This window comes from Oceanobacillus sp. J11TS1 (genome assembly GCF_018333215.1).
GTDB lineage: Bacteria > Bacillota > Bacilli > Bacillales > Amphibacillaceae > Oceanobacillus.
In genome coordinates this window covers 65,078-89,015 of the sequence record NZ_BORO01000011.1, presented here as the reverse complement: position 1 = coordinate 89,015, position 23,938 = coordinate 65,078, and the positions used below count along the sequence as shown (strand labels likewise).

Below are 23,938 nucleotides of genomic sequence, written 5' to 3'. Positions count from 1 at the left end.
TTTATTAATCTGGACAATGTTGCGGAAAGCGTCGTGTAATTCTAAATAGGATTCACCGTCCTGCCGAAACACGTTGAAGCGGCTCCCTATAAGAAACTCCATTTCTATCGAAAAAAGTCGTCTTATGTCAGATAAGGTAAATAATCCTAATTTATAAGAAGAAAGGTATAATTTTTATCCATTTTTCTTGAATTCACTGTATAATTATGTAAGGATTTATAGTATAATAAATGCAGTTAATTTCCTTACTGCTAAGTAGAGAATCGTTTTCTAATTTTAATTGAACTGCTTTTATAGATTCAGAATTTAGAATATTTTGTTTATAATTCGTAACAATTAAAGAGAGAAAACATGGTATATTTAAAAGGTACTTATTATGAACGTAAACATCGCAACGTGTTATTATTATTATAACATCGAACCATTCCATATATATGATGGGGTTAACGCGATGTTTTTTTGTTTAATATCTATATAAGTGTATGTTCAAATAGTTGATAAAAGGGGTTTCAAAGTTTGCATTGTCATTTTTACTAGGCTTTTTGAACATCCTCTTTTAGGACAGCTGCTATTATTTAATACATGTGAAAAAAGCGTAATTCTTTACAACAACTTATATAGTTATTTGCAGGCAGTAAGATTATTTTTACATAGCAGGAAGGTAATGCATCTGCGTTGAATGTTGAAGGAGGAACGTCTATGTCATATCAAACTACCTACGAACAATGGAAGAATGAAAAAGCTTTGGATAAGGAGCTTAAAACAGAATTAGAAAGTCTCTCAAATAATGAATCTGAATTAGAAGATGCTTTCTCTCATCCTTTAGAATTTGGCACTGCTGGTATGCGGGGTATATTAGGTCCAGGAATTAATCGGATGAACAACTATACTGTGAGACAGGCTACAGAGGGGCTGGCCCGGTTTATGGACAGTCAATCTGAAGAAAAGAAATCTAGAGGAGTTGCAATTGCTTATGACTCAAGGCATAAATCCCCTGAGTTTGCTATAGAGGCAGCGAAGACGCTTGCACGTCATGGGATTCCATCATACGTATTCGAATCGCTGCGTCCAACTCCTGAGTTGTCTTTTGCGGTAAGACATCTAAATACATTTGCAGGTATTATGATTACTGCATCCCATAATCCTGCAAACTATAATGGTTACAAAATCTACGGAGAAAGCGGCGCACAAATGCCGCCGAAAGATGCAGATGCTTTAACAAAATATGTTCGCTCTGTTGAAAATCCATTGAAAATAGAAGTTTTATCAGAGGAAGAAGCGAAAGAAAAAGGACTTTTGAAGATAATTGGAGAAGAAGTAGATAAAGCCTACTTACAAGAAGTAGATACCGTAACGATTAATAGAGAGTTAGTTTCTAGAGAAGGAAAAGATCTAAAGCTTGTTTTTACACCGCTTCATGGTGCTGGAAAAATGCTCGGGGAAAAAGCTTTGGAACAGGCTGGTTTTACAGGGGTTTCCTTTGTTCAAGAGCAAAGTGTCGCTGATCCTGATTTCACCACAGTTAAATCGCCTAATCCCGAAGAACATTCTGCATTTGAATATGCGATTGCTTTAGGCGAGAAAGAAGAGGCTGATTTGCTTGTAGCAACGGATCCGGATGCTGATCGACTAGGTGTTGCTGTTAGACTTCCTGATCAATCTTATAAAGTATTAACCGGGAATCAAATTGGGGCGCTAATGTTAGATTATATTTTAAAAGCACGAAAAGTTGAAGGAACGTTGCCGGAAAATGCAGTTGCATTGAAATCGATTGTTTCAAGTGAGCTGTCTACAGCTATTGCAGAAAAATATCAAACAAAAATGGTCGATGTGCTTACTGGTTTTAAATTTATCGCTGAAAAAATTCAGCAGTATCAGGAAGATGCTTCGCAAACATTTATGTTTGGTTTTGAAGAGAGCTATGGCTATTTAGTAAAACCTTTTGTCAGAGATAAAGATGCAATTCAAGCGCTCGTTTTGATTGCTGAGGTAGCTGCATTCTACAAGCAAAAGGGTCAAAGTTTATATGATGCGTTACAAGGTATTTTTAAAGAATTTGGTTATTATCGGGAAAAAACAATTTCTATAACCATGAGCGGTTTGGAAGGATCAGCGAAAATTGCTGCTTTAATGAAACAGTTACGTGAAGAATCACCGAAATCTTTTGGAGGAACAAAAGTGGTTGCGACAGAAGATTATAAATCACAAGAAAAAGTACATGCAGATGGTTCTATAACAGCGTTAAATACACCACCTTCAGATGTATTAAAATACTTTTTAGATGATGAGAGCTGGATAGCTGCCCGCCCTTCAGGTACGGAGCCTAAAATCAAGTTCTATATTGGTGTAAAAGCGGACAGCGATGAAGCAGCAGAAGAAAAAATAAACGTATTTTCAGCAGCTATATCTGAAACGGCCAATGTAACAAAATAAAAAGTGGGAAATAGTTCCTCAGAACAAGCTTGAAAGAGTGGCGAGGTGAAGGAATGCAAACAAATGAGTATTTGGATTTGGAAACAGAAGATGCAATAAAAAGGTTTCATACGGGAGAAAATTTTTATAGTCAACATGTTTTCGGATATCACCAAGAGGAGCGGAACGAGGAAACAGGTTTTGTTTTTCGAGTATGGGCCCCGAACGCACAACAAATATGGCTTGTAGGAACCTTTAATAATTGGGATAATTCCTTGCCAATGCAAAAGAATGAAGAATATGGCTATTGGGAAGTATTCACAACAAAACCCGCAGAAAATGATTTATATAAATATAAAGTACGTCAAGCTGATGGCAGAGAGGTTTTTAAAATTGATCCATTTGCAATTGCATTTGAGAAGCGACCTGGAAATGCAGCTGTAATCCATCATGTTCCAGAGAAAAAATGGAAAGATGGGCTATGGTTTGGCAGGAAAAAGCGTTCTAATTTCTTTAAACGTCCCATAAATATCTATGAGGTCCATGCCAGCTCTTGGAAGCATCACGAGGATGGAACCCCCTATTCCTTTGCGGATTTAAAGGAAGAATTAATTCCTTACGTAAAGGAAATGGGGTACACCCATATTGAATTTATGCCGTTAATGGAACATCCTTTGGGAGCATCGTGGGGATATCAGCTAATTGGCTACTTTGCTTTAAGTTCTTATTATGGTACCCCGAAGGAATTTCAGGATTTTGTGGAGGAATGCCATAGAAACAATATCGGTGTATTTGTAGATTGGGTTCCTGGTCATTTTTGTATTAATGATGACGCACTCCCGAGGTATGATGGGACAGCTCAATTTGAATATCAGGATCCGGATCGGGCGGCGAATGTCCGTTGGGGTTCTGTCAATTTTGATCTAGGGAAACCAGAAGTCCAATCTTTTCTCATTTCGAGTGCTCTATTTTGGCTGGAAATGTACCATATTGATGGGATTCGTGTGGACGCGGTTTCTAGTATGCTTTATTTAGATTATGATGATGGACCTTGGCAGCCGAACCATGAAGGCGGAAATAGAAACTACGAAGGATATTATTTCTTGCAAAAGCTGAATGCAGTTATCAAATTGGCTCATCCAGAAGCTATTATGATTGCAGAGGAGAGTTCGTCTGATACCAAAATTACAGGATTAACGGAAACAGGTGCGCTTGGGTTTGATTATAAATGGAATATGGGCTGGATGAACGATGTGCTTAGGTTTTATGAGATGGACCCCGTTTTTCGTAAAGATCATTTTAATTTAATTACATTCTCCTTTATGTATATGATGCAAGAAAACTATATTCTGCCGTTGTCCCATGATGAGGTTGTGCATGGCAAAAAGAGCTTAATGCATAAAATATGGGGAGATCGATATAAACAATTTTCGCAATTGCGTAATTTATATACGTATATGATGACTCACCCTGGTAAAAAACTCTTATTCATGGGAAGTGAATGGGGACAATTTTTAGAGTGGAAGTACGATGAAGGACTGGAGTGGCGGGATTTAGATGATGGGCTTAACAGCAGTATGCAGCATTTTACATCCTGTCTGAATCACTTCTATAAAGAACAGCCTGCATTATGGGAGTTGGAAGAGAGTGCTGATACGATTTCGATTATAGATGCAGACAATCGGGACGAATCAGTGCTTAGTTTTATTCGAAAAAGTAAGAAGAAAAATGATTTTCTGATTGTTGTTTTAAATATGACACCAGTAGAGCGAAGAGATTTTTGTATTGGTGTTCCTTATCAAGGAAGCTACAAAGAAATATGGAATACCGAAATGAAAGAATTTGGAGGGACATGGGAGGAACATAATGAAAATTGTAAAACAGAAGATGTCCCTTTTAAAGAATATCCTTATTGCATCAAAACCATCGTTCCTGCTTTGGGTGCTTTAATTTTACAGCCAGAAAACATAAAAATACCAAGAAAGCGTCCAACTGCCAAATGATTTTGTAACACAAAAAGTTTGATTTTTAGAACACTTTCTTAATTTTTTAAGTCAACATAAAAATCAAGCGCTGGCAACAGGGAACAAATACAAAATAAGATTCTACTAACATACCAGATTTTAGAAGAGTAATAGAAGGGGGGACAGGTGAAAGGCTGCTTTCACCACATGATATGAAAAATGAAATGCTAGCAATGATCCTTGCAGGAGGAAAAGGATCAAGATTAGGTAAATTAACTAAAAATATTGCCAAACCAGCTGTTCCATTTGGAGGAAGGTATCGTATTATTGACTTCACACTGAGTAATTGTGCCAATTCCGGCATTAAAAATGTTGGTGTAGTTACCCAGTATCAGCCGCTTGCTTTAAATAATCATGTTGATAATGGGACAAGCTGGGGGCTGGATGGAATCAATTCTGGTGTAACTATTCTGCAGCCATATGCTGGATCAGATGGCGGCAAGTGGTTTGAAGGCACAGCACATGCTATTTATCAGAATATTGCTTATATCGACGAAATGAACCCCGAATATTTACTTGTTTTATCTGGAGATCATATTTACAAAATGGACTACGAGGAAATGCTTGAGACGCATAAGGAGAATGATGCTTCTTTAACCGTTGCAGTTCTTGAAGTGCCAGAAAAAGAGGCTTCCCGTTTTGGGATCATGAATACAGATGAAAATGACCGAATTATTGAATTTGAAGAAAAACCGGAAAACCCAAAGAGTAATCTGGCATCTATGGGGATTTATATATTTGATTGGAACAGATTGCGAAATGTTTTATTAAATAGCTATTCCAAAGATGATCATATGCTGGACTTTGGTAAACATGTTATTCCTGCTTATCTAGAAAGTGGAGAGAATGTATTTGTATACCGTTTTAACGGTTACTGGAAAGATGTCGGAACGATTGATTCACTATGGGAAGCGAATATGGAATTTATTGATCCAAATATGAATTTGGATATTCGTGATAAGTCATGGCGTGTCTATTCTAAAAATACCATTTCGCCGCCAAACTTTTTGACCGATACAGCTTCTGTAACGGACTCTTTAATTGTTGATGGATGTTATGTTGCAGGGCATATTAAGAATAGTATTCTATCAAATGACGTACAGGTAAAGGAAGGCACCAAAATTACCGAGAGCTTTATTATGCCAGGAGCCAGTATCGGCAAAAATGTAACAATTCACCGAGCGATTATCGGAGAAGATGCCGTTGTGGGAGACAATACGGTCATCGATGGAACGGAAGAGGTAGGAGTCGTAGGATATTCTGAAGTGATTGGAGTGACGATGGATGAGGACTAATAAACTTTGTGCTGTTTTAGGAAATATTCAACGCTATAATGCTTTACTCCCTTTAACGAATGAAAGACCGTTAGCAACGTTACCGTTCGCTTGCAAATATAGATTAATTGATTTTCCGCTTTCCAGTATTGTTAATGCAAATATAAATACCGTTTATATGATTTTTAACGAAGGGGAAACGCAATCTGTATTTGATCATATTGGCGGAGGAAAAGAGTGGAATTTAGAGGGAGTGCATAATCGTTTCTTCATCCATTTATATCAAGACTTTTTGAAACTCAAAGCACATAATACAAGCTATTATCGACCGCTCATTGATTATCTTGAAAAATCCAAATCAGAGTATACGGTATATATGAGCAGCAAGATGATTTGTAACATTGATTTGCGAGCAGTATTAAAAATTCATCAGCAGCATAACAATGAAATGACCGTTGTCTATAAAAAAGTGAAGCCAGAAATGATATGTCAATCCGATATCGTGTTATCGCTGACAGATAATGGCCGTATTACAGAAGTGCGTCCGTTTATGGAGCATGTCCAAACAGAAGAGCAAGAGAATCTATGCATGGATATTTATATTGTACAGACAGAATGGTTAATACAGCGATTAAAAGAAGGGCAACACGAAGGAGCGCCTGCTGATTTACAAGATTTTCTGCGTAAAAAAATTCACACTGTAAAAAGTTCAACCTATGAATATACAGGTTATTTAAGCAATATCTTTGATGTGAATTCGTACTATAATGCGTCGCTCGATATGTTGAATCAACAAAAATTCAGTTCGTTGCTCTATTCGAATCAAAAAATATATACCAAGTTAAAAAACGAAGTTCCTACGTACTATTCTGATTCATCTGAAGTAAGTAATAGTCAATTTGCAACGGGATGTATTGTTGAAGGGAAGGTAGTAGGATCTTCCATTTCACGTGGAACAGTGATCGAAAAAGGAACAGAAATCATCGATTCGATTATTATGCCATCAGCAAAAATTTGTGCGGGGGCTAAGATTCAAAACGCCATCTTGGATAAGAACATTGTTGTTGACCCAGGCGTACAGATTATTGGAACAAAAGAAAATCCAGTAGTTATTGAAAAATATCAGCACGTGACAAACGATATAATTACGAAAGAAGCGGTAGTCAGCGGAATAGACGGATAAGATAAATCACGCAACCAGGCCAATTTATACAGGGGAGATGCAAATACCCGAAAGCTATTATGTCAAAGGCGAAATGTTGATAGTAAGTTATATTTCCACACAGAATGAGAGGGAGGAAAAAAATACATGAAATTATTGTTTGCTAGTGCGGAATGTGCACCATTTTTCAAGACAGGCGGGCTTGGAGACGTGATTGGTGCCCTACCAAAAGAATTAGCAAAAAAAGACATCGAAGTGGCAGTTGTACTGCCGCTTCACAAAACAATGCCAGCTGCATATAGAGAACAGTGCGAGCATATAGCTTCCTTTTCTGTCGATGTAGGCTGGAGAAATCAATTTTGTGGAATTGAACGGTTACAATTGAATAATGTCGCATATTATTTTATTGACAATTTATATTATTTTAATCGAGATAATTTGTACGGTTATTATGACGATGGGGAACGCTTTGCTTTCTTTCAGCTAGCTTTAATTGAAATGATGCAAGTCGTTGATTACATTCCAGATATTATCCACTTAAATGATTTTCATACGGCAATGGTGCCATTTCTCCTAAATGAAAAATATCACTGGATTGAAAGTTACCAATCAATCCGCACCGTATTAACCATTCATAATATTGAGTTTCAAGGTCAATACAGCCCGGAGGTATTAGCTGATCTATTTGGCGTTGGCGATAGAAGATATCATGACGGGACTATTCGCTATGAAAATGATATTAATTTTCTAAAAGCGGGTATTGTATATGCTGATCGTGTAAATACGGTCAGTCATTCTTATGCGCGAGAAATTCAAACTTCCGAATTTGGATGCGGATTAGAGGGGATTCTGCAACAGGAAAAAGGAAAACTATCTGGTATCGTTAATGGACTAGACTACGAGATTAATAATCCAGAATCAGATTCAGCCCTCAAAACTACCTATTCTTTAACTGATCTAAATGGCAAGAAAAAATGTAAGAAAGAATTGCAAGAAATAATGGGTCTGCCCATCCGAGAAGATGCTCCTATTATTGCGGTAGTCAGCCGTTTAACACACCAAAAAGGATTTCATCTTGTTCTTGAAGAGTTAGAGAACCTATTACAATATGATGTTCAGTTTGTGCTATTGGGGACAGGGGACCCGGCATTTGAACATCAATTCCAATTGATTTCAGAATGGTATCCAAATAAATGTTCCATAAACATTACCTTTGATGTCACACTTGCACAAAAAATTTATGCAGGTGCCGATATATTCCTAATGCCTTCTAGATTTGAACCGTGCGGCTTATCACAGCTAATTTCCATGCGCTATGGCACATTACCGGTAGTTCATGAAATTGGAGGACTAAAGGATACGGTTGAGCCATATAATCCGATTGAAAAAACAGGTACTGGGTTTGGATTCTCGTTATTTACCCCATACTATATGATGGAAGCATTGAAAAAAGCAATTCATGTATATCAGTTAGAAAAGGATGTATGGAAAGAGCTTATGAAGAATGCCATGTCCCAAGATTTTAGTTGGGAAACATCTACGGAGCATTACCTTTCACTTTATAAAGAAATATACTTGAAAGACGGGGGCAAAGCAGAGGATAAAAAGGATCAGCCGGCTGCTTTCGCAACATTGTGGGACGGCAGTTACTCGTCCCAAAGAAAACACCTGGTGCAGCGTCGGCGTTAATGTCCTAGGGCTCCAGTTGGAACCGCGCTTACTCATCTGCTGAGAAAAATCGTGTGTTAAAAGCTCGAGCTGGCGTGGAGTTCCCAATGCCGAGTTTCTTATGTGTTAAGGTGATTTCTACATTGCCCGCACGATGTGTAGAAGAATTACTTTCCTCACGGTGTTAGTTTTATTGATTTTTGAACATCTTCTTATCGTCTGGAAAACAAACGAAAGTATCCGTTTGGGTGGAAGGGTAGCTTCTTTAGGAGGAGGGCAAAAATTCAAAAGCTCTCTTAGCGTAATGCGAGTAGAATGTTTCACTTTAAGAAAGCAAGAAGAATTCAAGGAGTATAGTATAAGCAAAACGAGGGCAATCCTGCGCCTTTATAGGCTTGGCTTGCCAAGTTTTCTGTATAAGGAAGATTTGGACGCAAGACTTAGCTAATGCGGAAAAGAGGATTATAACATGGCTTTAGATAAGGAAATGTTTAAAAAAGAATTAAAACAAAGGCTGAGAGAGAATTATGCAATGGAGTTGGAGGATGCCACGGAACAAGAGCTTTTCTATACATTAGGGACTTTAGTAAAGGCTCGTTATTCTGACGCTTGGGGAGATACGTGGAAGTATTATGTAAATAAAAAGAAAAAACAGGTTTATTATTTTTCCATAGAATTTTTACCAGGAAAGATGTTGAAAAGTAACTTGCTGAATTTAGGTATATTAGATATGACAAGAGAAGCTTTAGCTGATCTTGGTATTGATTTAGAAAAACTAGCGGAAGTAGAAAAGGATATGGCATTAGGAAATGGCGGTCTTGGAAGACTAGCTTCCTGCTTTATGGATTCGATTGCTTCCTGTGCTCTACCTGGAAACGGAAACGGGATTCGGTATGACTATGGGCTTTTTAAACAGCGATTCGTGGATGGGTATCAAGTGGAACTTCCGGATGAATGGCTGCAAAGCGGGAATATTTGGGAAGTTCGTCGAGAAAGTAAGGCTGTAAATGTTCGGGTTGGCGGACATGTTTATTTGACAAAAACAAACAATGGAAAATTAAAACCCATATATGAAAATGAACGTGTTCTTCGGGCAGTCCCATATGATACAGCAATGGTAGGTTATGAGAATAATGTTGTAAATACCTTGCGATTATGGTCAGTAGAAATCCCTGATTTCGAGGAAGATAAATACCAAAGTATTCAAGGACGCAGAGAATTAGAGGACTTAACAGCTGTACTCTACCCGGATGATTCCAATGAGCATGGGCGGTTAATCCGTTTAACACAGGAATATTTCTTTGTGTCAGCAGGGATCCAAAGTATTATCCGCCGTTATAAGAAAAGGATTCAAAAGCCGATTCAGAAATTAAGTGAATATGTTTCCATCCATATTAATGATACACATCCAGCATTATGTGTTCCAGAAATGATGCGTATTTTGGTGGATGAAGAAGATTTATCATGGGAGCAGGCCTGGGATATTACAGTCAAAGTGATGAGTTATACGAACCATACAATAATGGCTGAAGCATTAGAAAAATGGACGATTGAATTGATGCGACGTACATTGCCACGTATGTACCAAATTATTGAGGAAATTGATGCGCGCTATGTACGCTCCATGCAGGAAATCCATCCACATGACTTAGTAGAACGTACCCGGATTATTCGTGATGGGCAGGTCCATATGGCGCATCTGTCTATTATCGGCAGCCATAGTACAAACGGTGTAGCCAAACTGCATTCGGATTTATTGAAATTTGTTGTTCTCCATGATTTTTATATTATTTACCCAGATCGGTTTAATAATAAAACGAATGGAATTGCGCAACGCAGATGGCTGCAAATTGTCAATGAACCGTTGGCACACGTATTGGATGAAACGATCGGAAAGACTTGGAAACAGGATTCAGGCGATTTAAAATTACTGATGAACTATCAATCCGATCAAGTTGTTTTAGATAGATTAGCTAAGGCAAAGAAAATCAATAAACAAGCGCTGGCTGATTATATTGCAGAAACGACCGGAATAGAGGTTGGCACAGATGCGATCTTTGATGTTCAGATTAAAAGACTGCATGCATATAAACGGCAGCTATTAAATCTATTGCATATTATGAAGCTTTATCAAGATTTGAAAGAAAATCCAGGCAGCAATATGCAAAAACGAGTATTTATTTTCGGGGCAAAAGCAGCGCCAAGCTACCATTATGCAAAAGTCATTATTAAATGTATCAATGAAGCGGCAAATTTAATCAATAATGATCCGGATATCAATGATAGAATCAAAGTGATTTTTTTAGAGAATTACAATGTAACCTTAGCAGAGAAGATTATTCCTGCAGCCGATGTCAGTGAACAAATTTCATTAGCATCTAAAGAAGCTTCCGGTACAAGTAATATGAAGTTAATGCTAAATGGTGCAGTTACGCTTGCTACGTTAGATGGTGCGAATGTGGAAATACGAGATGCGGTTGGCGATGATAATATTTATATCTTTGGTCTCACCGAGAAAGAGGTCTATGAATATTATGAGAACCAAGGATACTCTGCACAACAGCTGTATGATGAAAATCCAGTCATTCGCCGTGTTTTAAATGCATTTATTGACGGAACCATCCCGAATATTGTCTATGAAGGCCGCGAGATTTTTGATTCACTTATTAAGCACAATGATGAATATTTCTTACTTCGCGATTTTGATTCTTATGTACGAGCGCAGGAAGAAATCGACAAAGCTTATGGGGATCACACCTTCTGGCAAAGGATGAGTTTAATCAATATTGCCAATGCTGGCCGATTTTCTTCTGATGAGACGGTTCGCCGATATGCAGAGGATATTTGGAAAATTGAACCAAAAGATTCACTTGTTGCTGAGAAAGGATAGTATTATGCATCGTGTTTATTATAATTCATGGATAAGTGACTATAAACAGCCATTTGGAGCTGTTCTGGCTGGAGAGAAGGTTACATTTTCAATTGATGTTCATGTGAGTCAATTGATCGAAGTGCAGTTTATTATTCGAAAAGAGAATAGTAAGGATCATGAAAAGAAATACCAAATGAAGGATATAGGAGATAATCGATTCTCCTATACCTATACACTCGAAGAAGGAAAAGGCTTATATTTTTACTATTTTTCATGGAAATGGAAGGGCGATAATGACGAGGAAATCACTCAGTTTTGGGGCGCTTCACCATCTAAAGGGGAGGGGCAGCTTTACCAAGAGCGGCATGAAGTGATTCCTTATCAGTTAACGTGCTTTGAAAAGGAAGAAAAAACACCGGATTGGTATCGAGAAGCTGTGTTTTATCAAATATTCCCTGATCGTTTTTATAACGGAAATCTGGATAAAAAAGTGAATGCTCCAAAGCGAAATAGTTTTCTTTATGGTGATATGCGAGATACCCCCCTGTATGTACGTGGACTAAAAGGAGAAATTCTCCGCTGGGATTTTTATGGAGGGAATTTAGAAGGAATCCGGCAGAAAATACCTTATCTAAAGGACTTAGGGATAAATGCTATTTATCTTAATCCTATTTTTCAAGCAGCAAGCAATCACCGTTATGATACAGCGGATTATATGAAAATTGATCCAATGCTTGGAGACGAAGCTTTGTTTCAGAAAATGATAGAGGAACTTCATGCAGAAGGAATTTATGTCATTTTGGATGGCGTATTTAGCCATGTTGGAAAAAATAGTATCTACTTCAATTACGATGGCTCGTATGGAGAAGATAAGGGAGCATATCAAAGCAAAGACAGCCCTTATTATCCTTGGTTTACATTTATTAATTATCCGGATGAGTATAAATCATGGTGGGGAATTGATGACCTGCCCCAAGTAGATAAATCAAACAAAGAATTTCAAGATTATATTTATCAGGGAAACAGCAGTGTGATTGATAAATGGAGCAAGCTAGGTGTGGATGGATGGCGTTTGGATGTTGCAGATGAGCTGCCGGATGACTTTATTGCAGGAATTCGCCATAAGTTGGAACAGTATCAAGAAAAGGTGCTTATTGGTGAGGTCTGGGAAGATGCTTCGAATAAAATCTCTTATGATGAACGAAGACAATATATTTTAGGGAATCATTTGCACGGAGCAATGAACTACCCCTTCCGAAATACGGTTTTAGATTTACTGCAATTGGAGAAGTCTCCAAAAGAGCTTTGCCACAGGTTAACGCAACTCCAAGAGAATTATCCAAAGGATGTTCTTTTCAATAATTTGAACAATATCGGTACACATGATACCAAACGAATTTATACTTTATTAGGAAAAGATAAAGATAGACTGAAACTGGCGCTGAGCTTTTTACTGATTGCTCCGGGAATTCCTTGTATTTATTATGGAGATGAAGCTGGTGTCACAGGAGAACAGGATCCGGATAACCGCAAATTTTTTCCATGGGAGGACCTTGATCAAGAAATTTTCAGGCATTGTCAGAAATGGATTGCGGAAAGAAAGCAAAATGACACGTTAAAATACGGTGATTCCGTTTTGTTCCATACCGATGATGTTTTGGGGATGCTCCGTTTTACAGATCGCAAATATAGCCTCTATATCATCAATCCGCATGATGCAGAGAAAACCTGTCAGTGGGAGGAGTTACACTTTCTGCGTGAGATACCATTAACAGATGAAAAGCTGAAGGATATCTTTCATGAATTAACAATAGGTGGAAAAAGTGATTTCTTTGTAACTGGAGAACGCTAGTTTATTTACTATAGGATCCATAAAAAGCCGCTTGAATGGAAACGAATTTCATTCAGGCGGCTTTCGTTCTCTAATTTACTTTTTCAAAGCCTTGTTCTTCCAGATACTTTATCGCATCTTCCAGTTTTAAGTGCTCTTCCTCTTGTTCTAGTAACTCGGCAAGTCCAGGCACTTCTGAAGTGTCAACAGTTGTAAAATCGATTTTAATGGTTTCGATAAAATGATCATCCTGAAAATCAAGATTGTACTCTAAACCTTCAATACCTTGTAAGGGCTCTGCAGAAGGGACAAGGAGAGCCTCTGCATCTTCTTTAGACTCTATACCTCTGATACTTTCATAGGAGGTAATGCTTTCGGTTGACTGCTCGATGATTTCTCCATCCTCAGCCACAAACGTGGTTTCTATGGAATTATTGTCTTCTTCTAATTTATAGGTCTCTGTTTCCTGATCGGTTCCACATGCTGCTAAAGCAAAGAAGGATATAAGTAGGAGGATAAATCCTGTCAGTTTAAAGTTTTTTTTATTGAACATGGTCGGTTTCTCCTATTCCTATGAATTGTAGTTTAAGGTAATCGTATCGAAATAAAATAGCAAAGTCAAAAAGGGTTGATAGGTTAATAGAATACGTGGATTTTTTCATTCTATTCCTTGTTCCTATCCAATGTAATAATACAGTTAGCGTATCCAATTAACTTATTAATGTCAAAGTGAAATTGTGAATGAATAAAGGACGAGACTATTTAACCGCGCTAAACGTTGTGCTGGATTTGAGACTCAAAACGTTTGTTTAAAAGATAAGATATCAGTGTAAATAGCCATTTGTGGATTAACCGGAAGGCTTGTTAAGCTGTTTGTTATTCAGAAAATGCCTCAGAGTATTGAACGATACCACTTACATATCTTAACGCATCCTTTTCTAATTCCAGCGCCATAAATGCTTCATCTGGGACGTCAAATGGAGCTTCAATTCCCCATAAACTGGCTGGCTTAAAGCCGAAGCGAGGATAGTAATCGAGATGGCCAAGAACAATGACAGACGTATATCCAGCCTCTTTCACTTCGTCTAAGCCCTTCCTCATCAACCTGGAACCAATACCTTGCCTCTGGTAATCTGGATGTATAGCAATAGGCGCAAGTGCGAGTGATTCCGTTGTGTGCTCGTTATTTTCAATTGTTATTTTTGAAAAAAGAATTTGTCCAATGACGTCATCCTGCTGATTGACTGCAACAATAGATAGTTCAGGAATAAAAGCATTGGATCTGCGGATACGCTGCACTAGAATATGTTCTTGTTGATCACTCATTTCTTCATGTCGGAAAGCTTGTTCAATGAGCGTTTCTGTTTTTGGATAATCTTGTGGTTGTTCTTGGCGAAGTATTATATTCATAAGAATTCCTCTTTCTTTTAAGATAAATTTGCGGTAGCGGCTTCTTGTATATTTTACTAAATATACAAGAAATGATAAACAGCGGAAAGGAGCAGTTGAAAACATCCATCCAATCATAGAAAGCTTGCTGTATAATTATCAGGTTAAAGAATCAGAAAGGCAGATTATTGAGAAGCAGGAATTAACAGCTCTAAAAAATAATCTTGATAAAAAAATAACAGAGCTTTTGAAGGGATAGAACTGTTTCATACTTGAAAAAGAAAGCGTTATCACTTGTCAGGTTCTCTAATTCATTCTATCCTTAAATAACAAGTATATTTCAGTTTCAAGAGGAGGAATAGTAAATGAACGAGCAGTATCCAGTGTTAAAAGGTGCAGAACCATTTCAATTTGAAGGGAATCGAGTAGGTGTCCTTGTATCTCATGGTTTTACAGGTACGACACAGAGTATGTATCCAATTGGAAAAGCCTTTGCAGACGCAGGCTATACCGTTTATGGTCCGAGATTAAAAGGGCATGGTACAGCTCCTGAGGATATGGAAAAATGCACATATCAGGACTGGGTAGACTCTATTGAAGAGGCATATTCCTGGCTTGAAGAAAGATGTGATACGATTTTCATGTGTGGTTTATCAATGGGTGGAACATTAACACTTCATACAGCAGCGAAACATTCACTGGCCGGGATAATATTAATTAATGCAGCCGTAGAAATTTCCGCAATGGACGAAAATCAAGAAGCGCGTTTCATAGATGCTATCGGCTCAGATATTAAAAAAGAGGGTGCAGTGGAGTTAGCTTACGATAAAACACCTGTAAAATCAATTGGTGAAATAAAAAAACTGATGAAAGAAACAAAAGCAAATTTAGCAAAAATAACTTGTCCGGCACTTATTTTTGTTTCTAATGAAGATCATGTGGTTCCACCGGATAATTCCCAAACGATACTGGAAGGAATATCGTCAGCACAAAAAGAGATTATCTCTTTAAAAGAAAGTTACCATGTAGCGACTTTAGATAATGACCAGGATTTGATTATCGAGAAATCGCTGAGTGCATTGCAATCATGGAAATAGGAAAATGAACTTTTTCTATTTCCCAAGGTTTGAAGCTGGTTTGTTTCCTGCTGCTTAAACTGACGCCACTTCAAATTTTTAAAAAAGGGATGACGCTATGTGCCATCCCTTTGTATCATCTTAAAATAAATGCTCCTGCATTTTTCCTAAGATGATTGTGTTTGATTCTGATTCTGTCCACTATTACTTTGATCCATTGCTTGGCCACCGCCTGTAAGCATATCTTGAAGCGGTTTCGCCATGTCTTGCATAGTGGAGCTATTCATGGAATTGGAAAGCTTTTGTGACATGTTTTGAAATGATCCATTTTGTACACCTTTACTAATTCCATAGGCTGCTGCACCAACTACTCCTGCAGCAATTAGTGACGTGATCATTCCTTTTTGATTATCCATCATTAATTATCATCCCTATCCATTTAGAATGTGAATCAACAACGGTAGTTAGTGTGGGACAAATGAAGAAAAATATACGGGTTATTAATGGCAATTATTGAGGGGGGGATTTCTTTATTGTTAAAAGAATTAGACCAATTAAAATAATAAAAGAGAAAACACCTCCTAAAGTTGTTAACGACTTTAGGAGGTGTTTTCTCTTGTTGGTGAATAGACATCTGTGTACGGCTTTTTCGTTAATATTTTATTCTTCTTTTTCTTCTACGACTTCGAACCCATCATCTTCAAACAATTTAATTGTTTCTTCTAAGCTTAAATATTCATTATCCTCTAGTTCTGGAAAATCAGCTTCCGGGATGGTATTTAATTCTTTAATATCTCCTGCTACAAAATCAAAACTCTCGGTTAACGTTAGAGAGTCTTCCCCATATTCTATACCATATTCGTAACCTTCGATATCTTTATACGATTCAAGGTCGGCGAGAAGCATGTCGTCCAATGATTCAGCTTCTTCTTTTGATCCAATATCTAAGAGGTCATAAGGAAGTTCTTGTTTTGCAGTTTGTTTTGTCATTTCATCGCCTTTAGCTTCTATAGTGACTTCCGCGTTAATTCCAAAATCTTCTGCTTGAAGAACAACGGTTTTCTCTTTGCCGCAAGCTGTTAATCCTACGATAGCAATTAATAAAAATAGTAGTCCAGTAATTCTAAATGTTTTCTTTTTCATGATCTTTTTTTCTCCTATTCTCTCCATTTATTACATAGTTAGTTTACCGAAATAAATAGCTTATGTCAAAGTGAATTTAAAAAACAATAAAAAGTCATACTATTCATAATGAATAAAGTGAAAGTGTCGTTGAAGGTATGAGAACAGACTATAGTCTATCTTACTTGAACGAAGGAAATTTCAACATTTCCCGGGAAATAACGACAAAATATAAATGGCTGTGAATATCAAGGGTTTGTTTGTAATAAAAATTGAAATATTTTCTTAAATACATGCAACAGATAGCTAAACTGGACGCTACATACCTTTACACATTAAGATAAATTAGAGAAACACTTTTCTATCTTATATTTCATTGCAGAAAGGACGAAGCAAAATTGATAAAAATACTTGAAAATGATTGGTTAAAAGTGGAAATAGAAAGTAATGGAGCGGAAATACGGGCTGTACAGCATAAGAAAAATAAATTAGATTATATGTGGTCAGGTGACAGTACATACTGGGGACGCGTTTCACCGGTATTGTTTCCGATTGTCGGCCGATTGAAAGGAGATCAATACCAGCTTGACGGGAATACATATCAGATATCTCAGCACGGGTTTTTAAGGGATGTTGATTTTGAGTTGAGCGCACATTCTTTAGAGTATGCCTCCTTTGAAATAGTGTCAAATGGGCGTTTTAAAGATAGTTACCCTTATGAATTTAAAGCAATTATCACCTACTCTCTTCACCAGAATTCTCTTTCCGTGGATTGGAAAATAGAAAATAGAAATAGCACAGAGATGTATTTTTCAATTGGCGCACATCCTGCTTTTCGCATTCCGCTTTTGGGAAATGAAATATTGGAGGATTATCAACTGAAATTTACGCCTGCTGAAAATAAAGAAGTCGTGGAGTATGGTCTGGAGGATGCTCTGATTCAGGAGAAGGGAGTCCGTCATAATTTGTCGGAAATAACGCTGAAGCCAGATTTGTTTGCAAACGATGCACTGATATACAGTCATATCGATAATATAGAACTTGTTTCAGCGAAATCAAATCATGGCGTGGAGGTAGCATTTAAAGGCTTTCCTTTTGTAGGAATCTGGTCTAAATATAATGAGAAAAACAATACAATTGCGCCATTTGTTTGTATTGAGCCCTGGTTCGGTATAGCGGATACACAGGATGCTACAGGTGATTTAAAAGAAAAATTTGGCATCAACCAATTAGAAGCTGGTGATGTTTTTCAGAAGGCTTACACGATGAAATTTAAATGATTGTTTAAGCTTCTGTGCGTTGATTTTCATAAAGATGATGAAGTTATAAGGTGATAAGGGAAGATTTTACAAAATGAATAGGACTGGCAGGGAATACCGTTTTATTTTTCATGAATTGACGTATATTTCAATGCATTTACTTGAGGCCAGACGTTTGAGTGAAGAAAGGGAACCACTTGCTCCATCTCATATTACTTGCAAGGGAAATTGTTGGAGCCTTTTGAGAGCGAGAATTTTCTATACAAAATAACAGTACATTATTAAAAATACCGGCTCCTCCTATTTATTCATAGAAATAGCCGGTATTTTTAATGCAACAGAAGAATGTTACATCAATACCTTCCAATTTTGGTTAGTTTGCGGAATAAACGCTTCTGTTTTTTTCAATTCCTCAATCAGCATTTCGGTTATACCGAACGGGAATTCTTTGATGATTTTATCTTCAGCAAACATGTCATAGCCGCCTGTACCGCTTGCCCGGTAGCTACTCGTTGCGACGCGGTATTTTTTATTTGGATCAAGTGCTTCTCCGTTAAATGTAAGGGAAGTAATCCGTTCGCCTTGTGGTTTCCATAGGTTAACAGTATATTGAATCCCTTCCCACATGTCATAGTTATAGCTGAGGAGGCGAGGATACTTCCAAGACTCGTTTACCGCAGGGTTACCATCTGCATCTAATGTTAAAAAGGATGCACTGAACTCAAGGGAGGCCCGAATTTCTTCTCCAGTTGCCTCCATGATGACTAATGTATTGGCAAACGGATAGAAGGTGTGTATATCCCTCCTGGTAAGTGTATTGCCAAATGTCATACCCTGAGTGAGAAAAAAGGCTGTGGATGCCATATCTGCACCAGTAATTTTCAAAAAGGTTTTATTTACCCATTCAATCATAGGATGTTCCTTTATCCATACGTCCTTCAGCGGATCTTCAATCTGCATCGTGGATGGATCAGATACGGTTGTTAATGTTTCATCAAGCCAGTCGTCTACTTCTTTTTCAATTTCTTTGATATCTGTTAATATTTTTTCGTCTGCTGTAGCATCTTTTACTGGTATAAGTGACGTTTCACGGTGTACTAATGTATAATTGTTTTCTTTCTGCTCCTTTTCAAAGACCAAGTCAATACGACCGACGAATTCTCCCTTCGTTCCAGACTGGATAACCGCTGTGTCGTCTTCTGTAACAGCATGATAGACCAGATGCTGGTGACCAGCAATTAATACATCCAGTTCAGGCAGGCTTGCCAGCAGCTCGTTCCCTTGATTTTCTCCGTTGCTAACGGCAAGATATTGTCCTGTTACAGGGTCAAATTCAAAACCGCCGTGATAGGCAATAACGATAACATCCACCTGTTCCTCATCTTTTAAATGGCTTATCCAATTTTGTGCAGTTTCCACTGGATCCAGAAAATCGAAACGATCAATGTGACGATCCGGCTCCCAAACAGGAATGTTTTTGGTTGTCAATCCGAGGATACCAACAGTCAATCCATCAAATTCTTTTATTAGATACGGTGTCCCGAAGTAAGGATCGGTAGTTCCTTTTTTAACGATATTGGCAGATAACCAGGGGAAATCCGAATCATTCACAACCTTTTCTAGCTTGTCCTGCCCATAATTGAATTCATGATTGCCGATAACGGCTGCATCATATTGAATGGTATTACAAGCGGAAATAACCGGATGGATTTGACTGTTATCTTCTTTTTCCGCAAGCATGTAATGAGAAAGCGGCGTGCCCTGCAGCATATCTCCATTCTCAATGACAATGACATTCTCTTCTTCTTTTCTTACCGTGTTTATGACAGAAGAAACCTTGGCATATCCTTTTCCATCATAGCTTTTATCCTGACTGTTATAGGGTGAAATTTTGCCATGGACATCACTTGTAAATAAGATAGCAATTTTTTTCTTTTTCAAAAATATACACGCTCCTTTTTTGCGATTGGGACCAGTATAAGGTGCTCCATTTATTTCATTCCATAACGTAAAACTTCATTCATTGGGGATTTTCTTTTTATCCCTACCCGTCCCTCGAAAACGACTACTCACCCCATTAAAAGAGTAGTTAGTTGTACCAATCCGACCGTTACTGGCTGTTAATCTCCCGCTTAGAATTTACAAGCTTCTTCATTTTTCGAAGTGGGAGTCTAAAAAAGCCCTTCGATGGGACGAGTAATCGCAGTCCCAGTCCCAGCCAGTTACATCAGGATAAATAGTAAACAACCGATGATGGAATGAGGGTACTATACCTTCTTTTAAGTAATTCTCTTTCTCAATGCACTGGAAAGCAGATCGACGATTAACACAACTACAACAAGGCCAATAATAATGATTCCAACGCGATCCCAGCTGCGCCCTTGGATGGCAAAAATTAACGAGGTTCCGATTCCTCCTGCACCAATGAGTCCTAAGGTAGCTGCAGAACGCATATTGATTTCAAAGCGATAGAGCGTTGCGGAAATAAAACCGGGTATTACTTGAGGAAGTACCCCAAAAGCAAGCTGCTGCAATTTATTCCCTCCAACAGCCGCAATCGATTCAACTGGTCCCGGATCCATTGCTTCAACTTCTTCCGCATATAATTTACCAAGCATACCCATGGCTCCAATACCAAGGGCCAGCATCCCCGCAAATGCACCGGGCCCGACTACTTTAATAAAAAGAAGGGCCAGAATAATATCAGGAAGTGTACGAAAAAAACTCAATACCCCTTTGCCGCTTTGCGAAGTGATGGAGTTTTTACTTAAATTTTTGGCTGCCCAAAGTCCGACAGGAATAGCAAGTAAAATAGACAGGAAAATACCGGCAATGGCTATGGCCAGTGTTTCCAGCAGCCCCCTGATTAAATCTTCGCCGTTAGGGCTGTATACATAACTCCAATCTGGCGAGGTGAAACCTTTTAATATATTTTTTGTAACAGGTCCGGCTGTTTCTTGTATACCTTTGAATTCAATTCCAAAGATTGCCCAGACGTATAGAGCAATAAGACCGATGAGCAGAAGTGCGAGTTTTCCTCTCTTTTTGGCTCGTGCTTTTTTTAGTTGATCACGTTGACTCATAGCAGTTTCTCCCTTATCTTCAAACTAATTAAATCAATGGTAATGACAACGACTAACGTATACAGAATCAGTGCCAAAACTTGATCGTAGGCAAAAAAACCAAGTGCGCGGTCGTAATAGATACCAATACCGCCTGCTCCAACCAAGCCAAGAATAGCTGCAGCACGGATGTTGATTTCAAATGTATAAAGCACATAGGAAACAAAATGCGGCAGTATTTGCGGGACAACCCCGAAAGCAATCCATTGCAGTTTATTTGCTCCGACCGCAGCCATTGATTCCAACGGTCCGTTATCAATATTTTCAATTGCTTCAAAGGACAATTTTGCAATAATCCCAATCGAAAAGATAGATAGGGCGACAATTCCGGCGAGAGGTGAGAAACCGAGAATTGCAGCAAAAATAGCAGCTAAAAGGAGATCAGGAATGGTACGCAAAACGTTCAAACCAATTCGTGATAACTCCGTCAGCCAGCGAAGCCGGAAAATATTACGTGCGCACAGGAACATAATAGGAATAGAAAATATCATCCCGATGGTAGTTCCGAGTAAAGCCATACGGATCGTTTCCAGCATGGCCGGCGTTGTCGTTGCTATATACGACCAAGCAGGTGGAAACATGCTGACGATTAATTCAATCATATTGTCGCTGTTCTGGATAAAAGTAAGTGGATTTGCTCCAATATAAACGGCACTAAGCAACACAATTGTAAACAGACCAATAAGAAAAAAGTAAAATGGCCACCTTGCAGGCTTTGCCGGGAGTGGTCCATTCAGTTTTGTGTCCATCATAGAATTTCCTCCCCAAGCAGTTCATCTTCTTTAAGTGAGCGACCGTAAATTTCTTCAAAAACTTCTTCCGTGGCCTCTTCTGGTGTGCCATCAAATACGACTTTTCCTGCCTGGAGACCGATGATTCTTGTTGAATATTCTTTTGCCAGATCAACAAAATGCAGGTTGATAATAACCGTGACATCATCTTCTGTATTGATCTTTTTAAGATCGTCCATTACCTGTTTGGTAGTTACTGGATCAAGTGATGCTGTTGGCTCATCAGCCAGGATTATTTTTGCCTCCTGGGCCAATGTGCGGGCAATGGAAACGCGTTGCTGCTGTCCGCCTGACAGTTCACTGGACCTTGTATAGGCTTTATCTAATATGTTCACTCTTTCCAAGGCTTTCAAGGCAAGGTCAATATCTTTTTGTGGAAATAGATTCAAAAGCGTCCGTAAAGTATTATTATAAGCAACACGCCCGGAGAGCACGTTGCGCAGTACGCTGGAACGCTTTACAAGATTGAAACTTTGGAAAATCATTCCGATGTCTCTGCGGATTAGCCGCAACTGCTTTTCCGATGCAGAAGTGATTGACTTTTCATCTATTTTTATATCACCGGAAGAAATATCAATGAGACGGTTTATCGAACGAAGCAGTGTAGATTTACCAGCGCCTGATAAACCGACGATTGATACAAATTCGCCTTTATCAATTTTTAGATTAACATCTTCTAATCCTTTGACACCATTTGAATAGACTTTAGAAACGTCATTTAATTCAATCATATTTACCCAACTTTCTTATCAGAAATCAGTCGCCATAAGCTGACTGTATGCAGATCCCGCATACACAAGATATGAAGATTTTAAAAAGGATGAATAAAAAGGATTTACCCTTTTAGACATCCTTTTAGGAATGATGCTATAAAGCTTTATTTACTTGATAAACCATCATAGAATAATTTGCTTTAAAATTTACGGCTTTAAGAAGACATAAATTTAAAGGTTTTCGAGAGGAGTCAGTACATGTTGCTTCTACTGTTCCTGAATGCGCTCGGAATATTCGCGGACAATATCAAAATTGGAATCCTTGGATTCAACATAGCCTTCATGCGTGTATATATCTCGAACGATTTCCCGGCCTTCTTCTGATTTACCGATATTAATAAATGCTTGCTGGATTTTTTCTTTCCATTCTTCATCCATATTTGTCTGTACAGCGATAGTATCGTTTGGAATTGCTTCTGTATGGCCAATAACCTTTGTATCTTCAAACACATCAGGGAAATCAGATAAAACAACATTGCGCGCATCTTGGAAGATTGCTGCAGCATCTGCTTCTCCGTTAAGTACTGCCGTAACAGCAGCATCATGACCTTGAAGAACCAGAGGATTCACATCCGATAAAGGATCAATTCCTTCGTCTAACAAAGCAGCGGCAGGCCAAACATATCCAGCCGAAGAAGTGATATCCTGGAAGGCGATGGTTTTGCCTTCTAAATCAGCTATGCTGTCAATATCGGAATCAGATTTTGTGATAAATATAGAATAATAAGAGTCCACAAGTTCATCTGTATTTGTACCATCCTCATTTACACCATAACGCTGTGATTGTAACAGAACATCTGCTGCTCCATATTCGTCATGTGCTTGCACATATGCATTTGGCGGCAGGAATCCAACATCAATCTGTTCGGAAGCCAACGCCTCGACGACTGTATTATAATTCGTGGATACGCTTACAGTAACATCGATACCCAGTTCATTCTCCAGTAAATCTTCTAAAGGTTTTGCTCTCGCCTCTAAAGTTTCTGCATTTTGAGATGGAACGAATTGTACTGTCAGTGAATCGGGTACGTATGTATCACCATCTGATGATTTATCGTTGTCGGCCGAATCATCTGAATCTCCACATGCTACTAAAAACAATAAAGATGCTGCAAATAGAAAAATGCCTGCTTTCTTCCACGTCATTGATAAAACCTCCTAGT

General features: G+C 38.2%; 18 protein-coding genes. 9 read left to right on the top strand and 9 right to left on the bottom strand.

The annotated features are described in order from the left end of the window. The first annotated feature begins 699 nt into the window (after positions 1 to 699). The 7 genes from KI343_RS10625 to KI343_RS10595 all read left to right on the top strand — a co-directional run bounded on the left by KI343_RS10625 (position 700) and on the right by KI343_RS10595 (position 13,264). Positions 700 to 2,433, top strand: coding sequence for a phospho-sugar mutase (locus KI343_RS10625; RefSeq protein WP_212926398.1), 1,734 nt, complete (start codon positions 700 to 702; stop codon positions 2,431 to 2,433). 53 nt (positions 2,434 to 2,486) lie between these two features. Then, positions 2,487 to 4,415: a 1,4-alpha-glucan branching protein GlgB gene (glgB, locus tag KI343_RS10620; RefSeq protein ID WP_212926397.1), complete on the top strand. Its 1,929-nt coding sequence runs from the start codon at positions 2,487 to 2,489 to the stop codon at positions 4,413 to 4,415. Positions 4,416 to 4,588: 173 nt separating this feature from the next. Then, the gene (locus KI343_RS10615; RefSeq protein WP_212926396.1) at positions 4,589 to 5,731 is read left to right on the top strand and encodes a glucose-1-phosphate adenylyltransferase; all 1,143 of its coding nucleotides are present in this window, start codon (positions 4,589 to 4,591) and stop codon (positions 5,729 to 5,731) included. After that, on the top strand, positions 5,721 to 6,893 hold the full coding sequence (glgD, locus tag KI343_RS10610; RefSeq protein ID WP_212926395.1) for a glucose-1-phosphate adenylyltransferase subunit GlgD: 1,173 nt from the start codon (positions 5,721 to 5,723) through the stop codon (positions 6,891 to 6,893). The genes KI343_RS10615 and glgD overlap by 11 nt, the downstream gene beginning before the upstream one ends. 126 nt (positions 6,894 to 7,019) lie before the next feature. Then, a complete protein-coding gene (glgA, locus tag KI343_RS10605; RefSeq protein WP_212926394.1) occupies positions 7,020 to 8,561 on the top strand; it encodes a glycogen synthase GlgA in 1,542 nt (513 codons plus the stop codon). A gap of 448 nt (positions 8,562 to 9,009) precedes the next feature. Then, positions 9,010 to 11,430: a glycogen/starch/alpha-glucan phosphorylase gene (locus tag KI343_RS10600; protein WP_212926393.1), complete on the top strand. Its 2,421-nt coding sequence runs from the start codon at positions 9,010 to 9,012 to the stop codon at positions 11,428 to 11,430. Continuing rightward, positions 11,393 to 13,264 carry a glycoside hydrolase family 13 protein gene (locus KI343_RS10595; protein WP_212926392.1) on the top strand — a complete coding sequence of 624 codons (1,872 nt, stop codon included), beginning with the start codon at positions 11,393 to 11,395 and terminating at the stop codon, positions 13,262 to 13,264. The genes KI343_RS10600 and KI343_RS10595 overlap by 38 nt, the downstream gene beginning before the upstream one ends. A gap of 70 nt (positions 13,265 to 13,334) precedes the next feature. Here KI343_RS10595 and KI343_RS10590 read toward each other — a convergent pair whose 3' ends face one another. Together KI343_RS10590 and KI343_RS10585 are read right to left on the bottom strand one after the other, a co-directional pair. Continuing rightward, positions 13,335 to 13,796 carry a DUF1307 domain-containing protein gene (locus KI343_RS10590; protein ID WP_212926391.1) on the bottom strand — a complete coding sequence of 154 codons (462 nt, stop codon included), beginning with the start codon at positions 13,794 to 13,796 and terminating at the stop codon, positions 13,335 to 13,337. A gap of 323 nt (positions 13,797 to 14,119) precedes the next feature. Then, complete coding sequence (locus KI343_RS10585; RefSeq protein WP_212926390.1) at positions 14,120 to 14,653, bottom strand: GNAT family N-acetyltransferase; 534 nt, start codon at positions 14,651 to 14,653, stop codon at positions 14,120 to 14,122. 344 nt (positions 14,654 to 14,997) lie between these two features. On the opposite strand from KI343_RS10585, the gene KI343_RS10580 reads away from it, so the two are divergent. After that, positions 14,998 to 15,729 (top strand): alpha/beta hydrolase, encoded by a 732-nt coding sequence (locus tag KI343_RS10580; protein ID WP_212926389.1) that lies wholly within the window; start codon positions 14,998 to 15,000, stop codon positions 15,727 to 15,729. A 146-nt stretch (positions 15,730 to 15,875) separates the two neighbouring features. Here KI343_RS10580 and KI343_RS10575 read toward each other — a convergent pair whose 3' ends face one another. Beyond that, positions 15,876 to 16,127 (bottom strand): hypothetical protein, encoded by a 252-nt coding sequence (locus KI343_RS10575; RefSeq protein WP_212926388.1) that lies wholly within the window; start codon positions 16,125 to 16,127, stop codon positions 15,876 to 15,878. A gap of 241 nt (positions 16,128 to 16,368) precedes the next feature. Beyond that, positions 16,369 to 16,851 (bottom strand): DUF1307 domain-containing protein, encoded by a 483-nt coding sequence (locus tag KI343_RS10570; RefSeq protein ID WP_212926387.1) that lies wholly within the window; start codon positions 16,849 to 16,851, stop codon positions 16,369 to 16,371. A 377-nt stretch (positions 16,852 to 17,228) separates the two neighbouring features. Here KI343_RS10570 and KI343_RS10565 point away from each other — a divergent pair, with 377 nt between their 5' ends. Beyond that, positions 17,229 to 18,110 (top strand): aldose 1-epimerase family protein, encoded by an 882-nt coding sequence (locus tag KI343_RS10565; protein WP_244856884.1) that lies wholly within the window; start codon positions 17,229 to 17,231, stop codon positions 18,108 to 18,110. Positions 18,111 to 18,437: 327 nt separating this feature from the next. On the opposite strand, the gene KI343_RS10560 is transcribed toward KI343_RS10565, so the two are convergent. The 5 genes from KI343_RS10560 to KI343_RS10540 form a co-directional block, all read right to left on the bottom strand. Beyond that, positions 18,438 to 20,030: a bifunctional metallophosphatase/5'-nucleotidase gene (locus KI343_RS10560; protein WP_212926386.1), complete on the bottom strand. Its 1,593-nt coding sequence runs from the start codon at positions 20,028 to 20,030 to the stop codon at positions 18,438 to 18,440. Between the two features lie 338 nt (positions 20,031 to 20,368). Next, entirely contained in the window at positions 20,369 to 21,172 is an 804-nt protein-coding gene (phnE, locus tag KI343_RS10555) for a phosphonate ABC transporter, permease protein PhnE (RefSeq protein WP_212926385.1), read from the bottom strand. After that, positions 21,169 to 21,960 (bottom strand): phosphonate ABC transporter, permease protein PhnE, encoded by a 792-nt coding sequence (phnE, locus tag KI343_RS10550; RefSeq protein ID WP_212926434.1) that lies wholly within the window; start codon positions 21,958 to 21,960, stop codon positions 21,169 to 21,171. The genes phnE (KI343_RS10555) and phnE (KI343_RS10550) overlap by 4 nt, the downstream gene beginning before the upstream one ends. Next, entirely contained in the window at positions 21,960 to 22,733 is a 774-nt protein-coding gene (phnC, locus tag KI343_RS10545; protein WP_212926384.1) for a phosphonate ABC transporter ATP-binding protein, read from the bottom strand. Before phnC ends, phnE (KI343_RS10550) begins: the two co-directional genes overlap by 1 nt. 249 nt (positions 22,734 to 22,982) lie before the next feature. Then, positions 22,983 to 23,921, bottom strand: coding sequence for a phosphate/phosphite/phosphonate ABC transporter substrate-binding protein (locus tag KI343_RS10540; RefSeq protein WP_212926383.1), 939 nt, complete (start codon positions 23,919 to 23,921; stop codon positions 22,983 to 22,985). Between the last annotated feature and the right edge of the window lie 17 nt (positions 23,922 to 23,938).

What these genes read in the sequence shown, in the direction of transcription:
- KI343_RS10625 (WP_212926398.1), top strand. Translation starts at nt 700, where the DNA reads ATGTCATATCAAACTACCTACGAACAATGGAAGAATGAAAAAGCTTTG.
- glgB (WP_212926397.1), top strand. Translation starts at nt 2,487, where the DNA reads ATGCAAACAAATGAGTATTTGGATTTGGAAACAGAAGATGCAATAAAA.
- glgA (WP_212926394.1), top strand. Translation starts at nt 7,020, where the DNA reads ATGAAATTATTGTTTGCTAGTGCGGAATGTGCACCATTTTTCAAGACA.
- phnC (WP_212926384.1), bottom strand. Translation starts at nt 22,733, where the DNA reads ATGATTGAATTAAATGACGTTTCTAAAGTCTATTCAAATGGTGTCAAA.
- KI343_RS10615 (WP_212926396.1), top strand. Translation starts at nt 4,589, where the DNA reads ATGAAAAATGAAATGCTAGCAATGATCCTTGCAGGAGGAAAAGGATCA.
- KI343_RS10570 (WP_212926387.1), bottom strand. Translation starts at nt 16,851, where the DNA reads ATGAAAAAGAAAACATTTAGAATTACTGGACTACTATTTTTATTAATT.
- KI343_RS10575 (WP_212926388.1), bottom strand. Translation starts at nt 16,127, where the DNA reads ATGATGGATAATCAAAAAGGAATGATCACGTCACTAATTGCTGCAGGA.
- KI343_RS10590 (WP_212926391.1), bottom strand. Translation starts at nt 13,796, where the DNA reads ATGTTCAATAAAAAAAACTTTAAACTGACAGGATTTATCCTCCTACTT.
- KI343_RS10585 (WP_212926390.1), bottom strand. Translation starts at nt 14,653, where the DNA reads ATGAATATAATACTTCGCCAAGAACAACCACAAGATTATCCAAAAACA.
- glgD (WP_212926395.1), top strand. Translation starts at nt 5,721, where the DNA reads ATGAGGACTAATAAACTTTGTGCTGTTTTAGGAAATATTCAACGCTAT.
- phnE (WP_212926434.1), bottom strand. Translation starts at nt 21,960, where the DNA reads ATGGACACAAAACTGAATGGACCACTCCCGGCAAAGCCTGCAAGGTGG.
- KI343_RS10580 (WP_212926389.1), top strand. Translation starts at nt 14,998, where the DNA reads ATGAACGAGCAGTATCCAGTGTTAAAAGGTGCAGAACCATTTCAATTT.
- phnE (WP_212926385.1), bottom strand. Translation starts at nt 21,172, where the DNA reads ATGAGTCAACGTGATCAACTAAAAAAAGCACGAGCCAAAAAGAGAGGA.
- KI343_RS10540 (WP_212926383.1), bottom strand. Translation starts at nt 23,921, where the DNA reads ATGACGTGGAAGAAAGCAGGCATTTTTCTATTTGCAGCATCTTTATTG.
- KI343_RS10600 (WP_212926393.1), top strand. Translation starts at nt 9,010, where the DNA reads ATGGCTTTAGATAAGGAAATGTTTAAAAAAGAATTAAAACAAAGGCTG.